A 15,295-nucleotide genomic window follows, 5' to 3' on the forward strand; every position below is an offset into this window, starting at 1 on the left:
GATCGAGCGGACCATCTCCTGGCTGTCCGGCTACCGCCGACTCAGCCCTCGCTATGAACGCAATCCACGCAACTACCTGGCCTTTCTCGGCCTCGCCGCAGCCCTCTGCTGCTACAAGCGGTACGTCCGCCTCACCACATAGGACACCGTCTAAAGCCGTGGAGCCGACCGCCCCAGCCGCGACGTGCCCCTTCTCTGACATCAGGCGGCTGCTTGCTGTGCGCGCGGCACGGGCGCCGGCCGGGCTGGAGCGGGGCGGAGACAGGAGCGCAGGCCCGGCCGGGGGCCGGGCCGCGCGCGGTGAGCGGAGCGAGCCGCCTTGAAACCAGTAGAGAAAGTTGTAACTCAGTCTGCGCGGTGGGGCTTGAAGCTGTGTGCGCATGCTGGGAGTTCAGTGTCCTGCCGGTGTGCGAGGGGCAGGAAGAGCACTGGTCGGATCGTCCAGGTGATGCGGACGTCGGCATGGGTGATGGTCACCGTGCAGGGCTCGGAGCGCATCAGGGCTCTGCGGGTTTCGGCGCGCTCTTCGTACAGCCACGTCCAGGCTTCGTCCGACGCGTCGGAGTCGAGTGCCGGTGAGATGGTGCGGAGAGCGATGGCGACCCATCGGTCTGCTTGAGGCGCCGAGTATGCGTCGAACGATGCCAGGCGCGCCGGCCCTCCCGTGCCGGTGACTTGCTCGGTCCAGCATTCGCACCAGTAGCCGCGGGTGGGCCCGTTCATGGGGTCGCTCCTGCCGGGTAGGCCAGCAGTACGTAGCGGGTGCTCTCGTCGTAGAGGGTGAGTTGGTACCCCGTGCCGCCGGTCAGGTAGGCGAGGGCTCGTTCGTCTTCGGCCTCGTCCGTCAGCCAGTGCAGGCCCGGCTGTGCGTATGCGGCGTCGAGTTGGTCGGTGATGTGCTGCGTGCGTTCGCGTAACCAGCGCAGTGCCAGGCGTGGGCTTGTGGCGTCGTGTGATCCCAGGGGGATGGATCGGATTTCGTTCAACGGGTAGGCGGCGGCTCGGCATTGGTAGGGGAGGGGCCGGCTGCCTGTGCTCGGCGCTGTGGGAGGAGCGGATGTCAGCACGGGTGCCCTCCTGCCGGGCCGGCGTTGGTGAAGAGTTCCGCGGTGACCGTGTGGCCGCCGTGGCTGCCGTGGACGACGACCCGGTGAGCGAGTGCGCTGACCATGCCCAGGCCCCGGCCGTGCTCCGCGTCCTGGTCCTGGTGCTCGACCTTCGGTGCGGTGCCGGTGCCTCCGTCGTCCGTGACGGACAGGGCGATCACCTGCGGGGAGACCGCGAGGGCCAGGTGGAAGCTGCCAGATGTCCGGCCGCTGGCCGTGTGGAGGATCGCGTTCGCGCTCAGCCCGCTGACGATCAGCTCGGCGTCCTCCGCCAACGGCGATCCCCGCAGGATGTCGCGGGTCCAGCGGCGGGCCCTGCTGACCTCTTCCGGAAAACCTGGGCAACTGAGCCCCCAGACCCGGGCGCTACTCGTATACTCGTGCATACAAGTTCCTTCATGCTGGTAGGCCGCCATGTGCAGCGGGTTCGGACTAGACGAGTTTCACGCCGTCGTGGGCGCGGACGGCCGGCGGGGACGCCGCGTCGAGTGCATCGAGGACGCGGATCGCGTATGCCTCGTCGGCGAGTTCGACGACTTCTTCGCGGGTGGCCCAGCGCAGTGCGCGGGTCTCGTCCCCCGTAGTGGGGGTGCCGTCGGCCGCCTGGCAGCGGAAGACGAGGGAGACGATCAGGCCCGTCATGTTCTTGTAGACGCCGGTCAGGGTCGCGGGAAGCTCGATCTTGATGCCGGTTTCTTCGAGGACTTCGCGCTGAAGGGCTTCGGGGATGGTCTCCTCGCGTTCGAGGACTCCACCCGGCGGTTCCCAGTGGCCGTTGTCGCGGCGCTTGATCAGGAGGGCCCGGCCTTGGTCATCGACGATGACCCCGGCGACGCTCACGGAGCGCGGGCGTTCTGTGCTCACGTTCCTCGGCCCTCTCGGCTGGCTAGGCTCTCCACCGTAGCAACAAGACTCGCCCACTCGTCTAGATACCTAAAGGAGTACGCGTGACGTCTCTACCGAGCATTCTCGGCGGCCTCGACCCGACCAGTGATCGTGCCGTCTTCCGGCAGATCGCCGACCAGCTGCGCGAGGCCATCGACCGTGGGCGATTCAAGGAGGGAGAGAAGCTGCCCTCTGAAGCTGAGCTGGTCGAGCACTACGGGGTGTCCCGGATGACGGTCCGGAACTCCTTCTCGATCCTCCAGGGTGAGGGCCTGGTGCACGCCGAGCACGGCAAGGGCGTGTTCGTCCGGCCCCGGCCGCCGGTCCGGCGCCTCGCCTCCGACCGGTTCGCCAGGCGCCACCGTGAGCAGGGGAAGTCCGCGTTCATCGTGGAGGCCGACGCCGCCGGTAGTCACCCCACCGTGGACAGCCTGGAGGTGAAGGAGGAGAAGGCCGGCCAGGACATCTCCACCCGGCTCGGTTCCGTGCGGCGCGTGCTCGCCCGGCGTCGCCGGTACCTGCTCGACGGACGGCCGGTCGAGTTCGCCACGTCCTACCTCCCGCTCGACATCGCCCGCGGAACGCAGATCGCGGAGCCCAACCCGGGCCCCGGCGGCATCTACGCCCGGCTTGAGGAGTTGGGCCACCAGCTCGACCACTTCGAGGAGGAGATCCGGGCCCGGATGCCTTCGCCGTCCGAGGTGAAGACGCTGCAACTGGCCTCCGGTGTGCCCGTGATCCACCTCATCCGTACGGCCTTCGACACCGCGGGGCGGGCTGTGGAGGTCTGCGACACGGTGATGGCGGCCGACGCGTACGTCCTCTCCTACCAGCTCCCGGCGACCTGATCGGCGGTGCGCGAGGCCACTTCCCCGGACTCGTACACCTCCTCACGCATACTCGTATAGACGAGTGGGCAAGTTGTGTGGCAAGGTGGTCCCGTTCCCGGCGTCGTCGGGTTCGAAGGATGCATCTTGTCTAGACGAGTAGATGGGAAGAAGCCTTGCGCACCATCCGTGTGGAGACCTCGGCCGCGACGATCCTGCTGACCGAGGCGCCCGAGCCCAAGGTCCGCGACCGGCAGTCGGGCGAGATTGCGAAGGACGCCGTCAGCGGTGAGGCGCTGATGACCATCGGCGTCGTGTACATCGAGGAGGGGGAGTCGTCCCTGATCAAGGTGACCGTTCCGGAGAGCGGGGTGGCGGAAGGGCTCGCCCTCGGCGCCCCGGTCTCGCTGCCGGGCCTGGTCGCGCGGCCGTGGGAGAGCGTGTTCAACGGCCAGCAGCGGCACGGCATCGCCTTCCGGGCCGCCGCCGTCACCCCGGCCGCCTTCCCGGCCGCCATGGGGGCCACGGCCTGATGACCGATCTGACAACCCTTCTGGAGGTGGGTGGTCCCGTCGCCGCACTCGGCGGTGGGGCCGCCTACGCCCGGGCGCGACACCCCCGGCGTCTACTGGTCCACGGTCGGCTTACCGGTGTCCACGGTCCGGCTGCTCAGCTCCTACGGCTCCGTCATGGAGGCGTGCGGGCTGACCGTGGCCCCCTCCCGGCTGCGGGTCCTGGCGGTCAAGGCCACCACTCGCCGTGAGGTCCGGCCCGTACCGCCGCGCCGGGGGATCATCCGGCCGACCACGACGGGGCTGCGGGTCCGCCTGCGGCTCGCCCCGGGGCAGGAACCCGCCGACGTGGCCGCCTCCGCCGAACGACTGCGGCACGCCTGGGGCGTCCACGCCGTCTACGTGACCACGGTCAAACCGGGCGTGGTCGAACTACGGCTCGTCGGCTTCGACGTGCTGCGGCGGGTGCGCATGCCGCGCAAGCTCCGCCCGGACCTGCTCCGGGTGCCGGTCGCGCTGCGCGAGGACGCCACTCCGTTCGTACGCGACTACCGAACCGTTCCGCACCAACTCACCCTCGGCGCCACGCTGTCCGGCAAATCCATGTACCTGCGTCACCTCATAGCGGGTCTCGCCCGTCAGCCCGTCGCCCTGGTCGGCATCGACTGCAAGCGGGGCGTGGAACTGGCGCCCTTCACTCCGCGCCTGTCGGCGCTCGCCACCGACCCGGAGCAGGCCGCCGAACTGCTGCCCGTGCTCATCAAGGACATGGAGAACCGGTACGACCTGATCAAGGCCCGGCAGGGCATCGCGCCGAACACGCCGGACGAGGAGATCACCTCCGACATCTGGGGCCTGCCCGAGCAGGAACGCCCGGTACCCGTCGTGCTGTTCGTCGACGAGGTGGCCGAACTCTTCCTCGTCGCCACGAGGAAGGACGAGGAACGCCGGGACGAAATGGTCACCCAACTCATCCGGCTCGCCCAGCTCGGCCGGGCCGCCGGCATCTACCTGGAGGTCTGCGGACAGCGCTTCGGCGCCGAACTCGGCAAGGGCGCGACCATGCTGCGGGCCCAGTTGACCGGCCGCGTCTGCCACCGCGTCAACGACGAAGCCTCCGCCAAGATGGCACTCGGCGACATCGCCCCCGAGGCAGTCTCCGCCGCCTGTGCCATCGCCCCCGAACGGCCCGGCCTCGCCGTGGCCGGTGACACCTCCGGCGGCTGGTCCCGCATCCGCACGCCGTACCTCTCCCTCGGCGCCGCCGCCGAGACCTGCCGCGAGTCGGTCCACCTGGTCCCCGACCTGCCCGCGCTCAAGCCCTTCCGGCCCGACGCGCCCCTACAGCCTGCTGAGACACCGAGCCCGGTCGTGCGGCCTCGACCGGTGACCGACTGACCCGCGTCCCCGCTCATCCCCGGTCGGCGTGACCGCCTCACGCCATGTCCCTACCCCTCCCATGCCCGAATCCGGAAGGAGCCGCAGCATGCGTGCCTACCTGGCCCGTGTCGACGCGGTGCTCGTCCAAGCGGTCATCGCCGCCGCGTTGTCCTTCGCCCACCTGCACGACGTCGCCTCGGCGGCCGGACAGGACGGGTGGAAGGCGTGGGCCTATCCCGTCTCGGTCGACCTGCTGCTCGTCGCCGCCTGGCGCCGTCTGCGGTCCGGCGAGGCGAAAGCGGCCGGGTGGTGCTGGTTGCTGATCGCCCTCGCCGCGTCGCTGGGCGCGAACGTCGCCACCGCCGGGCTGCTCGACCTGGACCACGTGCCGGCCTGGCTCCGCATCCTCGTCGCGGGCTGGCCCGCGGTCGCCTTCCTCGGCGGAACCCTCCTCGTCCACTCGTCGCCGACCACGCACGACGAGACCAGTGACGCCGCGGGCCAGGAGGCGCCCGAGGTCATCCAGGACCAGGAGGACGCGCCCGATGCCGCGCCGGAACCTCCAGCGCCTCCGGCGGTCGAGTCGGCACCGACCCCGGTTCCGGCCCCGCCGCCGGTCGCCGTCCCGGCCGCCCTGGTCGAGCACGCCCGCAAAGTCGCCGCCGAGCACCACGCTCGCACCGGAACGGCCATCGACACCCCGACCCTGCGCACCCGCCTCGGCGTCCCGCCGCCCATGGCCGACGTCATCGCCGCCCACCTCTAAAAGCAGACCAGCGTGAGCGCCAACCGCCGCTTCCGCTCCGTCACCCGCACCGGCCCCGTCCAGGTCGGCACGCACTACGACGGCCGCGGCCGGGAGAAGCACACCGCTGCCTGCACGGCCCCGCGCTGCGGCTTCTCCGCCGACTACGACAGCCGTGCCGCCGCCGAACTGGCCGCCCGTACCCACCGCTGCCCCGTCCGCTGAAAGGACCCGCACACCGTGACCGTCAGCCTGCCGCTCGTCGTCCTCCTCGGCTTCTTCGCCTGGGGAGCGGTCAAGTTCCTCGGTGTCCGCACGTGGATCGTCGTCCTGATCGCCCTCTTCGGCTTCTGGCTCTCGGACACCTTCATGGCCCCCGCCATCGAGTCCGGCACGCGCTCCGGCGTGGACATCGTCAACGGCTCACATGACTAGACGAGTAGGTAAGGAGAGCTTCGCTGTGTTCCTGCCCAAGTACCCCGACAACCCGACACCGCCGCCCGCGCACACCCACACCGTGGCCGCCCAAGCGCCGGTGCGGCGGCCGGTCCCTCAGATATCCGTCAGTACCGGAGCGGTCGCGGCCGTCCTCGTCGGCGGCGTCGTGCTGACCGCGCTCCTGGCCGCCGTCGCCGTCACGGCCGTCTCCGTGGCCGTCGCCGCCGTGGTCCTGCGGTCGATGCTCCGCGACCAGCACCGCCGCTGACGCACCGCACCACCCCCGGGGCGGCCTCGATACCGCCAAGCATCCGCCGCCCCGGGGGCTCTCTCCCTCCAGCCGAACCAGAAGGAGAAAGCCATCATCACCCGCGCCACTCCGCCTCCGCTCCACGAACTCGGCGAACTGGCCGCACTCGGCACCATGCCCGCGCTCCTGCGCCAGCTCGCCGGACTCGGAGGCTGCACGCACCCGATCCGCCTCGACGGCCACCGCACCGAGTACGCCGTCGACACCCGCACCGGCGAGATCGGCACCGTCCTCCACCACCTCGACTCCGCCGGCCTCCCGGCCGGTCACCTCCTGGTCCGCTGCAACAACCGCCGCACGACCCGCTGTGCGGCCTGCGCCGAGGTGTACCGCCGCGACACCTTCCACCTGATCACCTCCGGCCTGCGCGGCGGCAAGGGCGTCCCCGAACGCGTCGCCGCCCACCCGCGCGTCTTCGCCACCTTCACCGCTCCCAGCTTCGGCCCCGTCCACAACCGCCCCACCAGCCCGGCCGGATCGGCCCGCCGCTGCCGCTGCGGCGCGCTCCACGACCAGGACGACCCCGCACTCGGCACCCCGCTCGACCCGGACACCTACGACTACGAAGCCGCCGTGCTCTGGAACGCGCACGCCGGTCCGCTGTGGCGACGCTTCTCCATCTACCTGCGCCGGGAGGTCGCCAAGCGCGCTGGACTCACCCAGCGGGCCTTCCGCGAGTACGCCCGGGTGTCCTTCGCCAAGGTCGCCGAGTACCAGAAGCGCGGCGCTGTCCACTTCCACGCCGTCATCCGCATCGACGGCCCCGAGGGCGGCGACACCCCGCCTCCCGCCTGGGCCACCGCCGAACTGCTCACCGATGCCATCCGCGCTGCCGCCACCGCCGCCCGCGTGGACGGCCCAGTCATCGACGGCCGGCCAGACACCTTCGCCTTCGGCCGCCAACTCGACGTCCGCACCATCCGCTCCGCCGACTTCGACGGCGGCCAGGAACTGACCGAACGGGCCGTCGCCGCGTACATCGCCAAGTACGCCACCAAGGGCGCCGAAACGGCGACGGGAGCCCTGGACCGGCCGCTGAGGTTCCTCGCCGAACTCGCCCAGCTCGACATCAGCGACCACGCCCGCAGACTCATCCGCACCGCCTGGACCCTCGGCACGCGTAAGGACCTCGAACACCTCCGCCTGCGGGCCTGGGCCCACATGCTCGGCTTCCGCGGCCACTTCTCCACCAAGTCCCGCCGCTACTCCACCACTCTCGGCGCCCTCCGCGACGCCCGCGCCGAATGGCGCCGCGCACAGGCCCTGGACGCGGCCGAGACCGACCCGAACACGACCCTCGTCCTGGCGCACTGGGTCTACGCCGGCACCGGCCTCACCGACGCCGAAGCCTGGCTCGCCGAAACCCTCGAACCCGCTCTCGGAACGGAAGGAGAGCCCACCCGTGGCTGAGCGTTATCTCTCCGTCGACCAAGTCGCCGAACTGCTCGGCACCACGGTCCGCTTTCCTCGACGGCTGATCGAGGAGCGACGCATCCGCTACGTCAAGGTCGGTCGGCACGTACGCATCCCGGAGAGTGCCCTTGCCGACTTCATCTCGTCTCACACGGTCGAGCCGATCAGGCGGCCCCGTGCTCGATACGGAAGGGCTGCCTGATGGCCAACAACAGGGGCAGGCGCCGCCGCTTCGGAGCGATCAGACGGCTGCCTTCCGGTCGGTACCAGGCGCGTTATCCCGGCCCGGACGGCGTGATGCGCCCAGCTCCCTTCACCTTCGAGACGACGGCCGACGCGGACGACTGGCTCGCCGAGAAGCAGACGGAGATCCGCCGGGGTGAGTGGAGGGACCCGGAGGCCGGCGCGGTGGGCTTCCGGGCCTACGCCGACAAGTGGGTGGAGGAGCGCGAGTTGGCTCCACTGACCCGGGATCTCTACCGCTACCTCCTCGACAAGCACCTGACCGCCTTCGCGGACCTCGACCTCGACGAAATCACCGCACCCCGCGTACGCGAGTGGCGTGCCGAACGGCTCCGGACCACGAACGCCAAGACGATGACTGCAAAGGCGTACCGCCTCCTGAAAGCCATCATGGAGACGGCCGTCGACGACGAGCTGATCCAGCGCAACCCGTGCCGGATCAAGGGTGCCGGTAAGGAGAAGGCGACTGAGCGGCGCATCGCCACTGTTGCCCAGGTCGATGCCCTCGCCAATGCGGTGGGGATGCGGTGGCGGCTGATGGTGTACCTCGGTGCCTACGGCCCGATGCGGCCGGAGGAACTGGCCGGCCTCCGCCGCCGGGACGTCGACGTCGACAACCTGCGCGTCCGGATCCGCCTCGCCGAGCCGGAGCGGATGAACGGCCGACGGGTCCAGGGCGACACCAAGTCGGAGGCCGGGACCCGGACTGTGATTCTTCCCGCGTTCCTCCGCCGGGAGCTCCGGTGGCATCTGGAGTCGTACGCCGAGCCGGGGCCGGACGGGTTGGTCTTCGTGGGGGAGAAGGGGGCTCCGTTCCGGCGCAGCACCTTCGGGCGGAAGTGGCGGCGGGCGCGGGAGGTCGTCGGTATGCCCGAGGGCTTCCGGTTCTACGACCTCCGGCACACCGGGCACACGCTCTCCACCCGTTCCGGTGCCACGCTGAAGGACACGATGGTGCGCGCCGGACAGTCGTCCGAGAAGGCCGCGCTGATCTACCAGCACTCCGACGAGGAGCGACAGGAAGAGGTCGCCGCCGGCCTCGACGCCACCGTCCGGAAGGCTCGGGAGGAGGCTGCCCGGAAGACGGCCGAGACACCTTCTGGCACGGATCTGGCACGCGGCCAGTGATCACCCCGGGCAGCAAAACGGCCCAGGTCTCTGACCTGGGCCTTCTTCATGGAGCGGGTGACGAGAATCGAACTCGCGCTCTCAGCTTGGGAAGCTGATGTTCTACCATTAAACTACACCCGCGTAAGACGCCGACCGGAGTCGGTGTCCGAATGCTCGCCCACTCTACAACATGCCAGGCCCCCGGTGTCCGCGCCGTGGGGCCTGATGGTCTTTCAGGGATGAGATGCGGCTGCGGGGGAACGGAGTTGGGGCGTACCGTGTGGGCGTCGACGAGGGGCCGGGCGGGAGCGGAGTGCCGCCTGGAGGGCCGTCCCTTTGATCCCGTACTGTGGCTTTTGTCGTCAGGCGAGCAGCAGCCGGACGCGGCTCTTGGGGAAGGGACTCTTGGACTTGATGGAGCGCACCGTCGTCCGTTGTGCCGATGGGCACGTGTTCACCACCGCTTCGTTCCCGATGCAGCAGGCCGAGCGGCTCGGCCCCGGGCGCCTGCTTCGGTGTCCGCGATGTGCGCGGCTCCGAAGCGTGGTTCCCGTCAGCCTTCAGAAGCAGTAGCGGGCACAGCGGGCAGCAGCACTCAGCAGCAGCGCAGGCGCGCGGTGGTGTCCGGTTGCGGACGCTCCGCGCGCCTTGCGTATCCTCGGGGCGTGCTTCTCTCAGACAAGGACATCCGGGCCGAGATCGACGCCGGACGGGTACGCATCGATCCGTATGACGACGCGATGGTGCAGCCGTCGAGCATCGACGTGCGTCTCGACCGCTACTTCCGGGTGTTCGAGAATCACCGGTACCCCCACATCGACCCCGCCATCGAGCAGGCCGACCTGACCCGGCTCGTGGAGCCGGAGGGGGACGAGCCGTTCATCCTGCATCCCGGGGAGTTCGTCCTCGCCAGCACGTACGAGGTCATCACGCTGCCCGACGACCTCGCCTCCCGGCTGGAGGGCAAGAGCTCGCTGGGGCGGCTGGGGCTGGTGACGCACTCCACGGCCGGGTTCATCGACCCGGGCTTCAGCGGGCATGTGACCCTTGAGCTGTCGAACCTCGCCACCCTGCCCATCAAGCTCTGGCCGGGGATGAAGATCGGGCAGCTGTGCATGTTCCGGCTCAGCTCGCCCGCCGACTTCCCGTACGGCAGCGAGCGGTACGGATCGCGGTACCAGGGCCAGCGGGGGCCGACCGCCTCCCGGTCCTTCCTCAACTTCCATCGGACCCAGGTGTGAGCGGCGCGGACAGGGGCGGCACGGACATGAGCGGTGTGCGGGAGAACCTGACCTACGAGCGGTTCGGCGTCGCCGTGCGCGAGCTCGCGCAGACGATCGCCGACGACGGCTACGAGCCCGACATCGTGCTCAGCATCGCCCGCGGCGGCGTCTTCGTGGCCGGCGGCCTCGCCTACGCCCTGGACTGCAAGAACATCCACCTGGTGAACGTCGAGTTCTACACCGGTGTGGGGACCACCCTCGAGATGCCCGTCATGCTCGCGCCCGTCCCCAACGTGATCGACTTCTCCGAGAAGAAGGTGCTGATCACCGACGACGTCGCCGACACCGGCAAGACGCTCAAGCTGGTGCGCGACTTCTGCCTCGACACCGTCGCGGAGGTGCGCAGCGCCGTCGTGTACGAGAAGTCGCACTCGCTCGTGAAGTGCGAGTACGTGTGGAAGCGGACCGACGAGTGGATCAACTTCCCGTGGAGTGTCGAACCGCCCGTGGTGCGGCGGGCCGGGCAGGTCCTCGACGCCTGAGAGCGGCAGAAAGAAGGGGCTCCCCTGCCGGGGAGCCCCTTCTTCGTGCGTGCGGTGGGTCAGACCGTGCCCAGCTTCACGATCGACAGCAGCGCGATCAGCTGGATCGCCGAGGCGCCCAGCGCCTTCGGCCAGGGCAGGTCGTGGGAGCGGCCGACCATCAGGGTCAGCAGCACGCCGCCCGCGACCCAGGTGGCCCAGCCCAGCAGCTGGACGAACATCGCGTCGCCGCCGGCGAACATCGCGAAGACCAGGCGGGGCGCGTCCGTGAGCGACATGATCAGCATGGACAGGCCGACCGTGGGCTGCCAGGCGCCGTCACCGCCGAGCTGGCGGGCCAGGGTGTGGGTGACCACGCCCAGGACGAACGCGCTCAGCACCATCGCGACGGCCGTCGTCAGGACGATCGGCACCGCGTTGGACAGTGTGGCGTTAATCGCATCCGCGCGGGCGCCGTCGAAGCCGAAGACGGCGAGCAGGCCGTAGAGGAACGTGACGATCAGGGCCGGGCCCCACATCGTGTAGTCCCGCATCTGGAGGAACGTCTGGTTCGGGGCGAGGACGATCCCCCTCAGCAGGGCCTTCCAGGGCAGGCGCGGGCCGATCGGACCGGGCGGCGGGGCGGCCGAGCCGGCGCGGTAGGTGTCGCCCTGGGTGTAGGGGTCCTCGCCCACCGAGAAGGCCTGGGTGTGGCCCGGGTTGTTCGCCGCGTACGGGTCGTGCGGGCCCTGGGGGCCGGGCGGGTACGCACCGTCGCCGAAGTACTCCGGCTCGCCCTGGCCACCGTAACCGCCGCCGGGGCCGGCGTTCGACTGCGGCCAGGTGGGGCCGCCGCCGTTGCCGTACGGCTGCTGCTGCGGGTACGGCTGCGGCGCCGGCGGGTAGCCGTAGGACGGCCCCTGCGGCGTCTGCTGCCCGTACGGAGGGTTTTGCGGTCGCGTCTGAGGAGCGCCGTTGTTCCGGCCGCGTCCGATCCTGAATCCAGCCACGTCTTCGAACGTACCTGGTCCCGGGCGGTGGCGTGCCGGGCCCGGGCATCCGGGCCCGGCTTTGCGGCCGAGCTGTGACATCCCTTAGGGGGCACGGCCTTTGGGTGTCCGTGAGTCGTCAGGGTTCGGCCGTACGGGTCCCGTCGGCACCTCGCCGGGGCGGCTGGAACATGTCCTGGCCAAGTCGCAGGTAGCCGGTGGCCGACACGCCGAGGGAGCCGGGGCCGAAGCTGACCGTGTTCTCCGGGTTCTTCGTGGTGAGGACCGTGACGTCGCCGGCGATGTCCGCGGTGCCGACGTCCTCGTGGATCGTGCCGACGGCCAGGTCGCCGTAGCCGTCGCCGCCGACGTCCTCGCCGACGCTGCCGACAACTAGGTCGCCGTACCCGTCGGCGTTCACGTCGCCGGAGGTGAGGGCCTTGCCGAAGCGGTCGCCCTCCTCGGCGGTGCCGGGGATGCCGGCGCTGTCCTGGGTGAGGACGGTGCGGCGGGCGGCGGCGAGGTCGCGGTAGCCGTCGCCGTTGAAGTCGTCGGCGTGCCTGGCCGGGGCGGCCGGCACCGGGGCCGCGAGGGTGAGCGGGGTGAGACCGGCGGTGAGCAGGGCGGCGGCGAGAGCGGCCGGGGTCTGCCTGCGCATGGAGGAACCTCCCGGTGGGTGCGGGGACGGCCCGCGAGGACGTCGTGCGAGGGCCGGCGATCAGGGGGTGAGAGCGGTGCCGTAGCCCGGCGTCCCCGCTGTGGAGACGCCTGTGGTGCCCGGGCCGAAGCTCGTCGCGCCGGACGTCGTCAGGCCGGTGGCCGTGGCGCGCAGGGACCACAGCGCGCCGTCGCCCGCGTTCTCGCCCGGCGCGGAGACCGCCAGGTCGGCGCGGCGGTCGCCGGTGGTGTCGGTGAGGGTGACGCGCTCGCCGAACCGGTCGCCGCTCTCCGAACCGCCGGGCACGCCCGCCGTGTTCTGGGTGTACGACACCGCGCCCTTGGTGCTCAGGCCGGACGCCGAGCCGTAGAGCACGGTCACGGCGCCGGCGGCGGCGTTCTCGCCCGCGGTGCCGATCGCCAGGTCGGCGTACCCGTCGCCGTTGACGTCGCCGAGCGCGACGCCGCTGCCGAAGCGGTCGCCCTTCTCGGCGGCGCCGGGCACCCCGGCGGTGTCCTGGGTGAGGACGAGCGGGGCGCGGCCCAAGTCGATGCCCGCGGGGCCGCCGTAGACGACGGAGACCCTGCCGCCGAGGGCGCCCCCGGGGTCGGCGGAGGCCTCCCGGTCGTTGCCGACGGCGATGTCGGCGTGGCCGTCGCCGTCGATGTCCCCGACGGCCGAGACGAACCCGCCGGGCAGGTCCTGCAGCCAGTCGTTGTAGTTGCCGATCGTCATGTCGGCCAGGGCGGTGGTGGCGGTGCCGTTGTGCGCGGCGCGGCCGTGCAGGACGGCGCGGGGGTGGCCGTCGCCGGTGATGTCGCCGGAGGAGAGGTGGGTGACGCCGGTGGTGGCCGACCACCAGTCGTTGCGGGAGCCCGAGGCGCCGTTCGGTGAACTCGTCCTGGTGACCGGGCCGTTGACGAGGGTGAGGGTGACCGGGCCGGTGGAGCCGACCGCCACGTCGGGGTCGCCGTCGCTGTCGAAGTCGCCGGCGGCGAGGGTCTGGCCGTAGCGGTCGTAGTCCCGGTCGAAGGGGCTGTGGAGGGAACGGGCGCCGCTCAGGCCGGTCGCCGAGCCCCACACCAGGGTGACGGTGCCGTTGTTGGTGTCGTACGCGTCCTCGCCGGGCACGCCGATCAGCAGGTCGGCGTAGCCGTCCCTGTCGAGGTCGGCGGAGGCCAGGGCGGAGCCGAAGGCGTCGTCGGCCTCGGCGGCACCGGGCAGGCCGGCCGTCTCCTGGGTGAGGAGCGTGCGCGTGGAGGTCTTCGGGCCGCTGGTGCTGCCGTAGACGACGGTGACCGCGCCCGCCCTCGCCTTGCCGGAGACGGTGGCGCCGGGTGCGCCGATCGCGAGGTCGGTGCGGCCGTCGCCGTTGAAGTCCCAGGGGGCGGCGGCGGTGGCGGCGTGGGCCGACACGGTCAGGGTGAGCGGGGTCAGGGCGGCCGCCGCGAGCAGGACGGCGGTGATACGGGTCCGCATCGGGGTGGGTGCCTCGCTGAGGAGTCGTCGACGGGTCACTGGGCGATGGCCCAGGCGAAGGCGGCGCCGCCCTCGAGGGAGACGTCACGGGCCGACAGGAACAGCGACCCGGAGGTGGTGAGGCCGGAGGCGGAGCCGCGCAGGACGGTGACCGCGCCGTAGCCGTTCTCGTAGCCGGCGCCGGTGACCAGGTCGGCCTTGCCGTTCCTGTCGAGGTCGACCAGGCGCACGGTCATGCCGAAGGCGTCCATGGTCTCGTTGCTGCCGGGGACGCCCGCGGTGTCCTGCGACCAGGACTTGGCGCCGGTGCCGGTGAGGCCCTTGGCCGAGCCGAACAGCAGGGTGACCGAGCCGGCGTCCTCCACCGAGCCGATGTCCTCGGACCAGGCGCCGACCGCGATGTCGGCGTAGCCGTCGCCGTTGACGTCCCCGGCGCCGAGCGCCGAGCCGAACAGGTCGCCGGTCTCGCCGGCGCCGGGCACGCCCGTGGTGTCCTGGTGGATCACGGTCGGCTTCTGCGCCGGGTCGGGGCCGGCCGGGCCGCCGTACCAGACGGTGATCTGGCCGCCCTTGTGGCCGCCGGGCTTCTCGGGCCGGGGGTCCTGGTAGTCGCCGAGGACGAGGTCGCCGTAGCCGTCGCCGTTGACGTCGGCGATGGTGCCCTGTTCGCCGTCGGCGTCCGGCAGGTCGGTGGCGGCGTACTTGGTGCCGGTCCAGCCGTGGTAGCCGATCTCGCCGCCCGGGTCACCGGTGACCAGGAACGGGTAGACGCGCTCGGCGTCCCCGTCCCGGTTCAGGTCGCCCGCGAACACCTCGTACGTGGAGCCGAACGTGCCGAGGCTGGTGTGGCTCGCGGGGCCGCTCGTGCGGGTGAAGGGGCCCTTGTAGAGGCGGGTGCGGGACTGGCCGGTGATCGTCACGTCGGTCGCGCCGTCCCCGTCGAAGTCGCCGGTGGCGACGCCGGAGGAGAAACCGCCCCACTCGGTGAGGTCGGACGGCTGGGGCAGGCCCCTGCCGCCGGACAGACCGGACTTGCCGCCCCAGATGACGGTCGCCGAGCCGACGCCGTCCCGGTCGCCGATGTCCTCGTACTGGGCGCCGACGACCAGGTCGGAGTAGCCGTCGCGGTCGAGGTCGCCGGCGGCGAGGCTGTAGCCGAAACGGTCGTCTTCCTCGGCGGCGCCCGGGACACCGGCGGAGTCCTGCGTGATGACGGTCCTGCGGGCCGCGGACACGCCGGACGACGAGCCGTACAGCACGACGACGGCGCCGGCGCCGTGCACCGAGCCGACGTCGGCGGCGAACGCGCCGATGGCGACGTCGCGGTAACCGTCGCCGTTGAAGTCGCCGGACAGGCCGGAGGGCGCGGCCGTGGCGGCGGGGGCGGTGGAGAGCAGGCCGGTGGTGAGGGCGACGGCCAGGAAGAGGGTGCGCTTGCGCAAGACGGGACTCCGGG

19 protein-coding genes, 1 tRNA gene and 2 pseudogenes are annotated in these 15,295 nt (G+C 71.3%); 13 read left to right on the top strand and 9 right to left on the bottom strand.

All coding sequences use genetic code 11. The features are described from left to right. Positions 1–142: pseudogene (locus ABTZ58_RS12800) on the top strand (IS5/IS1182 family transposase); the annotation flags it as partial. Between the two features lie 203 nt (positions 143–345). Here the strand turns inward: ABTZ58_RS12800 and ABTZ58_RS12805 are convergent. The 4 genes from ABTZ58_RS12805 to ABTZ58_RS12820 all read right to left on the bottom strand — a co-directional run bounded on the left by ABTZ58_RS12805 (position 346) and on the right by ABTZ58_RS12820 (position 1,946). After that, positions 346–723: a hypothetical protein gene (locus ABTZ58_RS12805; protein WP_351354437.1), complete on the bottom strand. Its 378-nt coding sequence runs from the start codon at positions 721–723 to the stop codon at positions 346–348. Then, positions 720–986, bottom strand: coding sequence for a hypothetical protein (locus ABTZ58_RS12810; protein WP_351354440.1), 267 nt, complete (start codon positions 984–986; stop codon positions 720–722). The genes ABTZ58_RS12805 and ABTZ58_RS12810 overlap by 4 nt, the downstream gene beginning before the upstream one ends. A gap of 74 nt (positions 987–1,060) precedes the next feature. Next, positions 1,061–1,492: an ATP-binding protein gene (locus ABTZ58_RS12815; RefSeq protein WP_351354443.1), complete on the bottom strand. Its 432-nt coding sequence runs from the start codon at positions 1,490–1,492 to the stop codon at positions 1,061–1,063. Between the two features lie 46 nt (positions 1,493–1,538). Next, positions 1,539–1,946 carry an NUDIX hydrolase gene (locus ABTZ58_RS12820; RefSeq protein WP_351355017.1) on the bottom strand — a complete coding sequence of 136 codons (408 nt, stop codon included), beginning with the start codon at positions 1,944–1,946 and terminating at the stop codon, positions 1,539–1,541. Positions 1,947–2,053: 107 nt separating this feature from the next. Here ABTZ58_RS12820 and ABTZ58_RS12825 point away from each other — a divergent pair, with 107 nt between their 5' ends. The 10 genes and pseudogenes from ABTZ58_RS12825 (at position 2,054) to ABTZ58_RS12870 (ending at position 8,987) form a co-directional block, all read left to right on the top strand. Further along, positions 2,054–2,839 (top strand): GntR family transcriptional regulator, encoded by a 786-nt coding sequence (locus tag ABTZ58_RS12825; protein ID WP_351354446.1) that lies wholly within the window; start codon positions 2,054–2,056, stop codon positions 2,837–2,839. Between the two features lie 155 nt (positions 2,840–2,994). Then, complete coding sequence (locus ABTZ58_RS12830; protein WP_142194055.1) at positions 2,995–3,351, top strand: SCO3933 family regulatory protein; 357 nt, start codon at positions 2,995–2,997, stop codon at positions 3,349–3,351. After that, a pseudogene (locus ABTZ58_RS12835) lies at positions 3,351–4,728 on the top strand (FtsK/SpoIIIE domain-containing protein). The gene ABTZ58_RS12830 and the pseudogene ABTZ58_RS12835 overlap by 1 nt, the downstream one beginning before the upstream one ends. Before the next feature lie 88 nt (positions 4,729–4,816). Beyond that, a complete protein-coding gene (locus ABTZ58_RS12840; protein ID WP_351354449.1) occupies positions 4,817–5,476 on the top strand; it encodes a DUF2637 domain-containing protein in 660 nt (219 codons plus the stop codon). A 12-nt stretch (positions 5,477–5,488) separates the two neighbouring features. Then, the gene (locus ABTZ58_RS12845) at positions 5,489–5,680 is read left to right on the top strand and encodes a mobile element transfer protein (RefSeq protein WP_351354452.1); all 192 of its coding nucleotides are present in this window, start codon (positions 5,489–5,491) and stop codon (positions 5,678–5,680) included. 15 nt (positions 5,681–5,695) lie between these two features. Next, positions 5,696–5,890, top strand: a complete 195-nt coding sequence (locus ABTZ58_RS12850; RefSeq protein WP_055690856.1) for a hypothetical protein — start codon at positions 5,696–5,698, stop codon at positions 5,888–5,890. A gap of 25 nt (positions 5,891–5,915) precedes the next feature. Continuing rightward, positions 5,916–6,161 (top strand): SpdD protein, encoded by a 246-nt coding sequence (locus ABTZ58_RS12855; RefSeq protein ID WP_351354457.1) that lies wholly within the window; start codon positions 5,916–5,918, stop codon positions 6,159–6,161. Between the two features lie 156 nt (positions 6,162–6,317). Further along, positions 6,318–7,613 (top strand): replication initiator, encoded by a 1,296-nt coding sequence (locus ABTZ58_RS12860; RefSeq protein WP_351354460.1) that lies wholly within the window; start codon positions 6,318–6,320, stop codon positions 7,611–7,613. Beyond that, positions 7,606–7,818, top strand: a complete 213-nt coding sequence (locus tag ABTZ58_RS12865) for an excisionase family DNA-binding protein (protein ID WP_193512408.1) — start codon at positions 7,606–7,608, stop codon at positions 7,816–7,818. The genes ABTZ58_RS12860 and ABTZ58_RS12865 overlap by 8 nt, the downstream gene beginning before the upstream one ends. Continuing rightward, entirely contained in the window at positions 7,818–8,987 is a 1,170-nt protein-coding gene (locus ABTZ58_RS12870) for a tyrosine-type recombinase/integrase (protein ID WP_351354465.1), read from the top strand. The genes ABTZ58_RS12865 and ABTZ58_RS12870 overlap by 1 nt, the downstream gene beginning before the upstream one ends. A gap of 49 nt (positions 8,988–9,036) precedes the next feature. On the opposite strand, the gene ABTZ58_RS12875 is transcribed toward ABTZ58_RS12870, so the two are convergent. Further along, a tRNA-Gly gene (locus ABTZ58_RS12875) sits at positions 9,037–9,110 on the bottom strand. Between the two features lie 524 nt (positions 9,111–9,634). Between ABTZ58_RS12875 and dcd the strand changes: the two genes are divergently transcribed. Then, complete coding sequence (gene dcd / locus ABTZ58_RS12880; protein WP_309097764.1) at positions 9,635–10,210, top strand: dCTP deaminase; 576 nt, start codon at positions 9,635–9,637, stop codon at positions 10,208–10,210. 26 nt (positions 10,211–10,236) lie between these two features. After that, positions 10,237–10,734 carry a phosphoribosyltransferase gene (locus tag ABTZ58_RS12885; protein WP_309097765.1) on the top strand — a complete coding sequence of 166 codons (498 nt, stop codon included), beginning with the start codon at positions 10,237–10,239 and terminating at the stop codon, positions 10,732–10,734. A gap of 59 nt (positions 10,735–10,793) precedes the next feature. Here ABTZ58_RS12885 and ABTZ58_RS12890 read toward each other — a convergent pair whose 3' ends face one another. From ABTZ58_RS12890 to ABTZ58_RS12905, 4 genes are read right to left on the bottom strand one after another with little or no spacing between them, the layout of a single operon-like run. Next, positions 10,794–11,804 carry a Yip1 family protein gene (locus ABTZ58_RS12890; protein ID WP_351354470.1) on the bottom strand — a complete coding sequence of 337 codons (1,011 nt, stop codon included), beginning with the start codon at positions 11,802–11,804 and terminating at the stop codon, positions 10,794–10,796. 37 nt (positions 11,805–11,841) lie between these two features. Then, positions 11,842–12,360 carry an FG-GAP repeat protein gene (locus ABTZ58_RS12895; RefSeq protein WP_351354473.1) on the bottom strand — a complete coding sequence of 173 codons (519 nt, stop codon included), beginning with the start codon at positions 12,358–12,360 and terminating at the stop codon, positions 11,842–11,844. A 60-nt stretch (positions 12,361–12,420) separates the two neighbouring features. Further along, on the bottom strand, positions 12,421–13,878 hold the full coding sequence (locus ABTZ58_RS12900; protein WP_351354476.1) for an FG-GAP-like repeat-containing protein: 1,458 nt from the start codon (positions 13,876–13,878) through the stop codon (positions 12,421–12,423). Continuing rightward, a complete protein-coding gene (locus tag ABTZ58_RS12905; RefSeq protein WP_351354479.1) occupies positions 13,875–15,281 on the bottom strand; it encodes an FG-GAP-like repeat-containing protein in 1,407 nt (468 codons plus the stop codon). The genes ABTZ58_RS12900 and ABTZ58_RS12905 overlap by 4 nt, the downstream gene beginning before the upstream one ends. Between the last annotated feature and the right edge of the window lie 14 nt (positions 15,282–15,295).

Source organism: Streptomyces sp. NPDC094143 (assembly GCF_040303825.1).
Classification (GTDB): Bacteria; Actinomycetota; Actinomycetes; order Streptomycetales; family Streptomycetaceae; genus Streptomyces.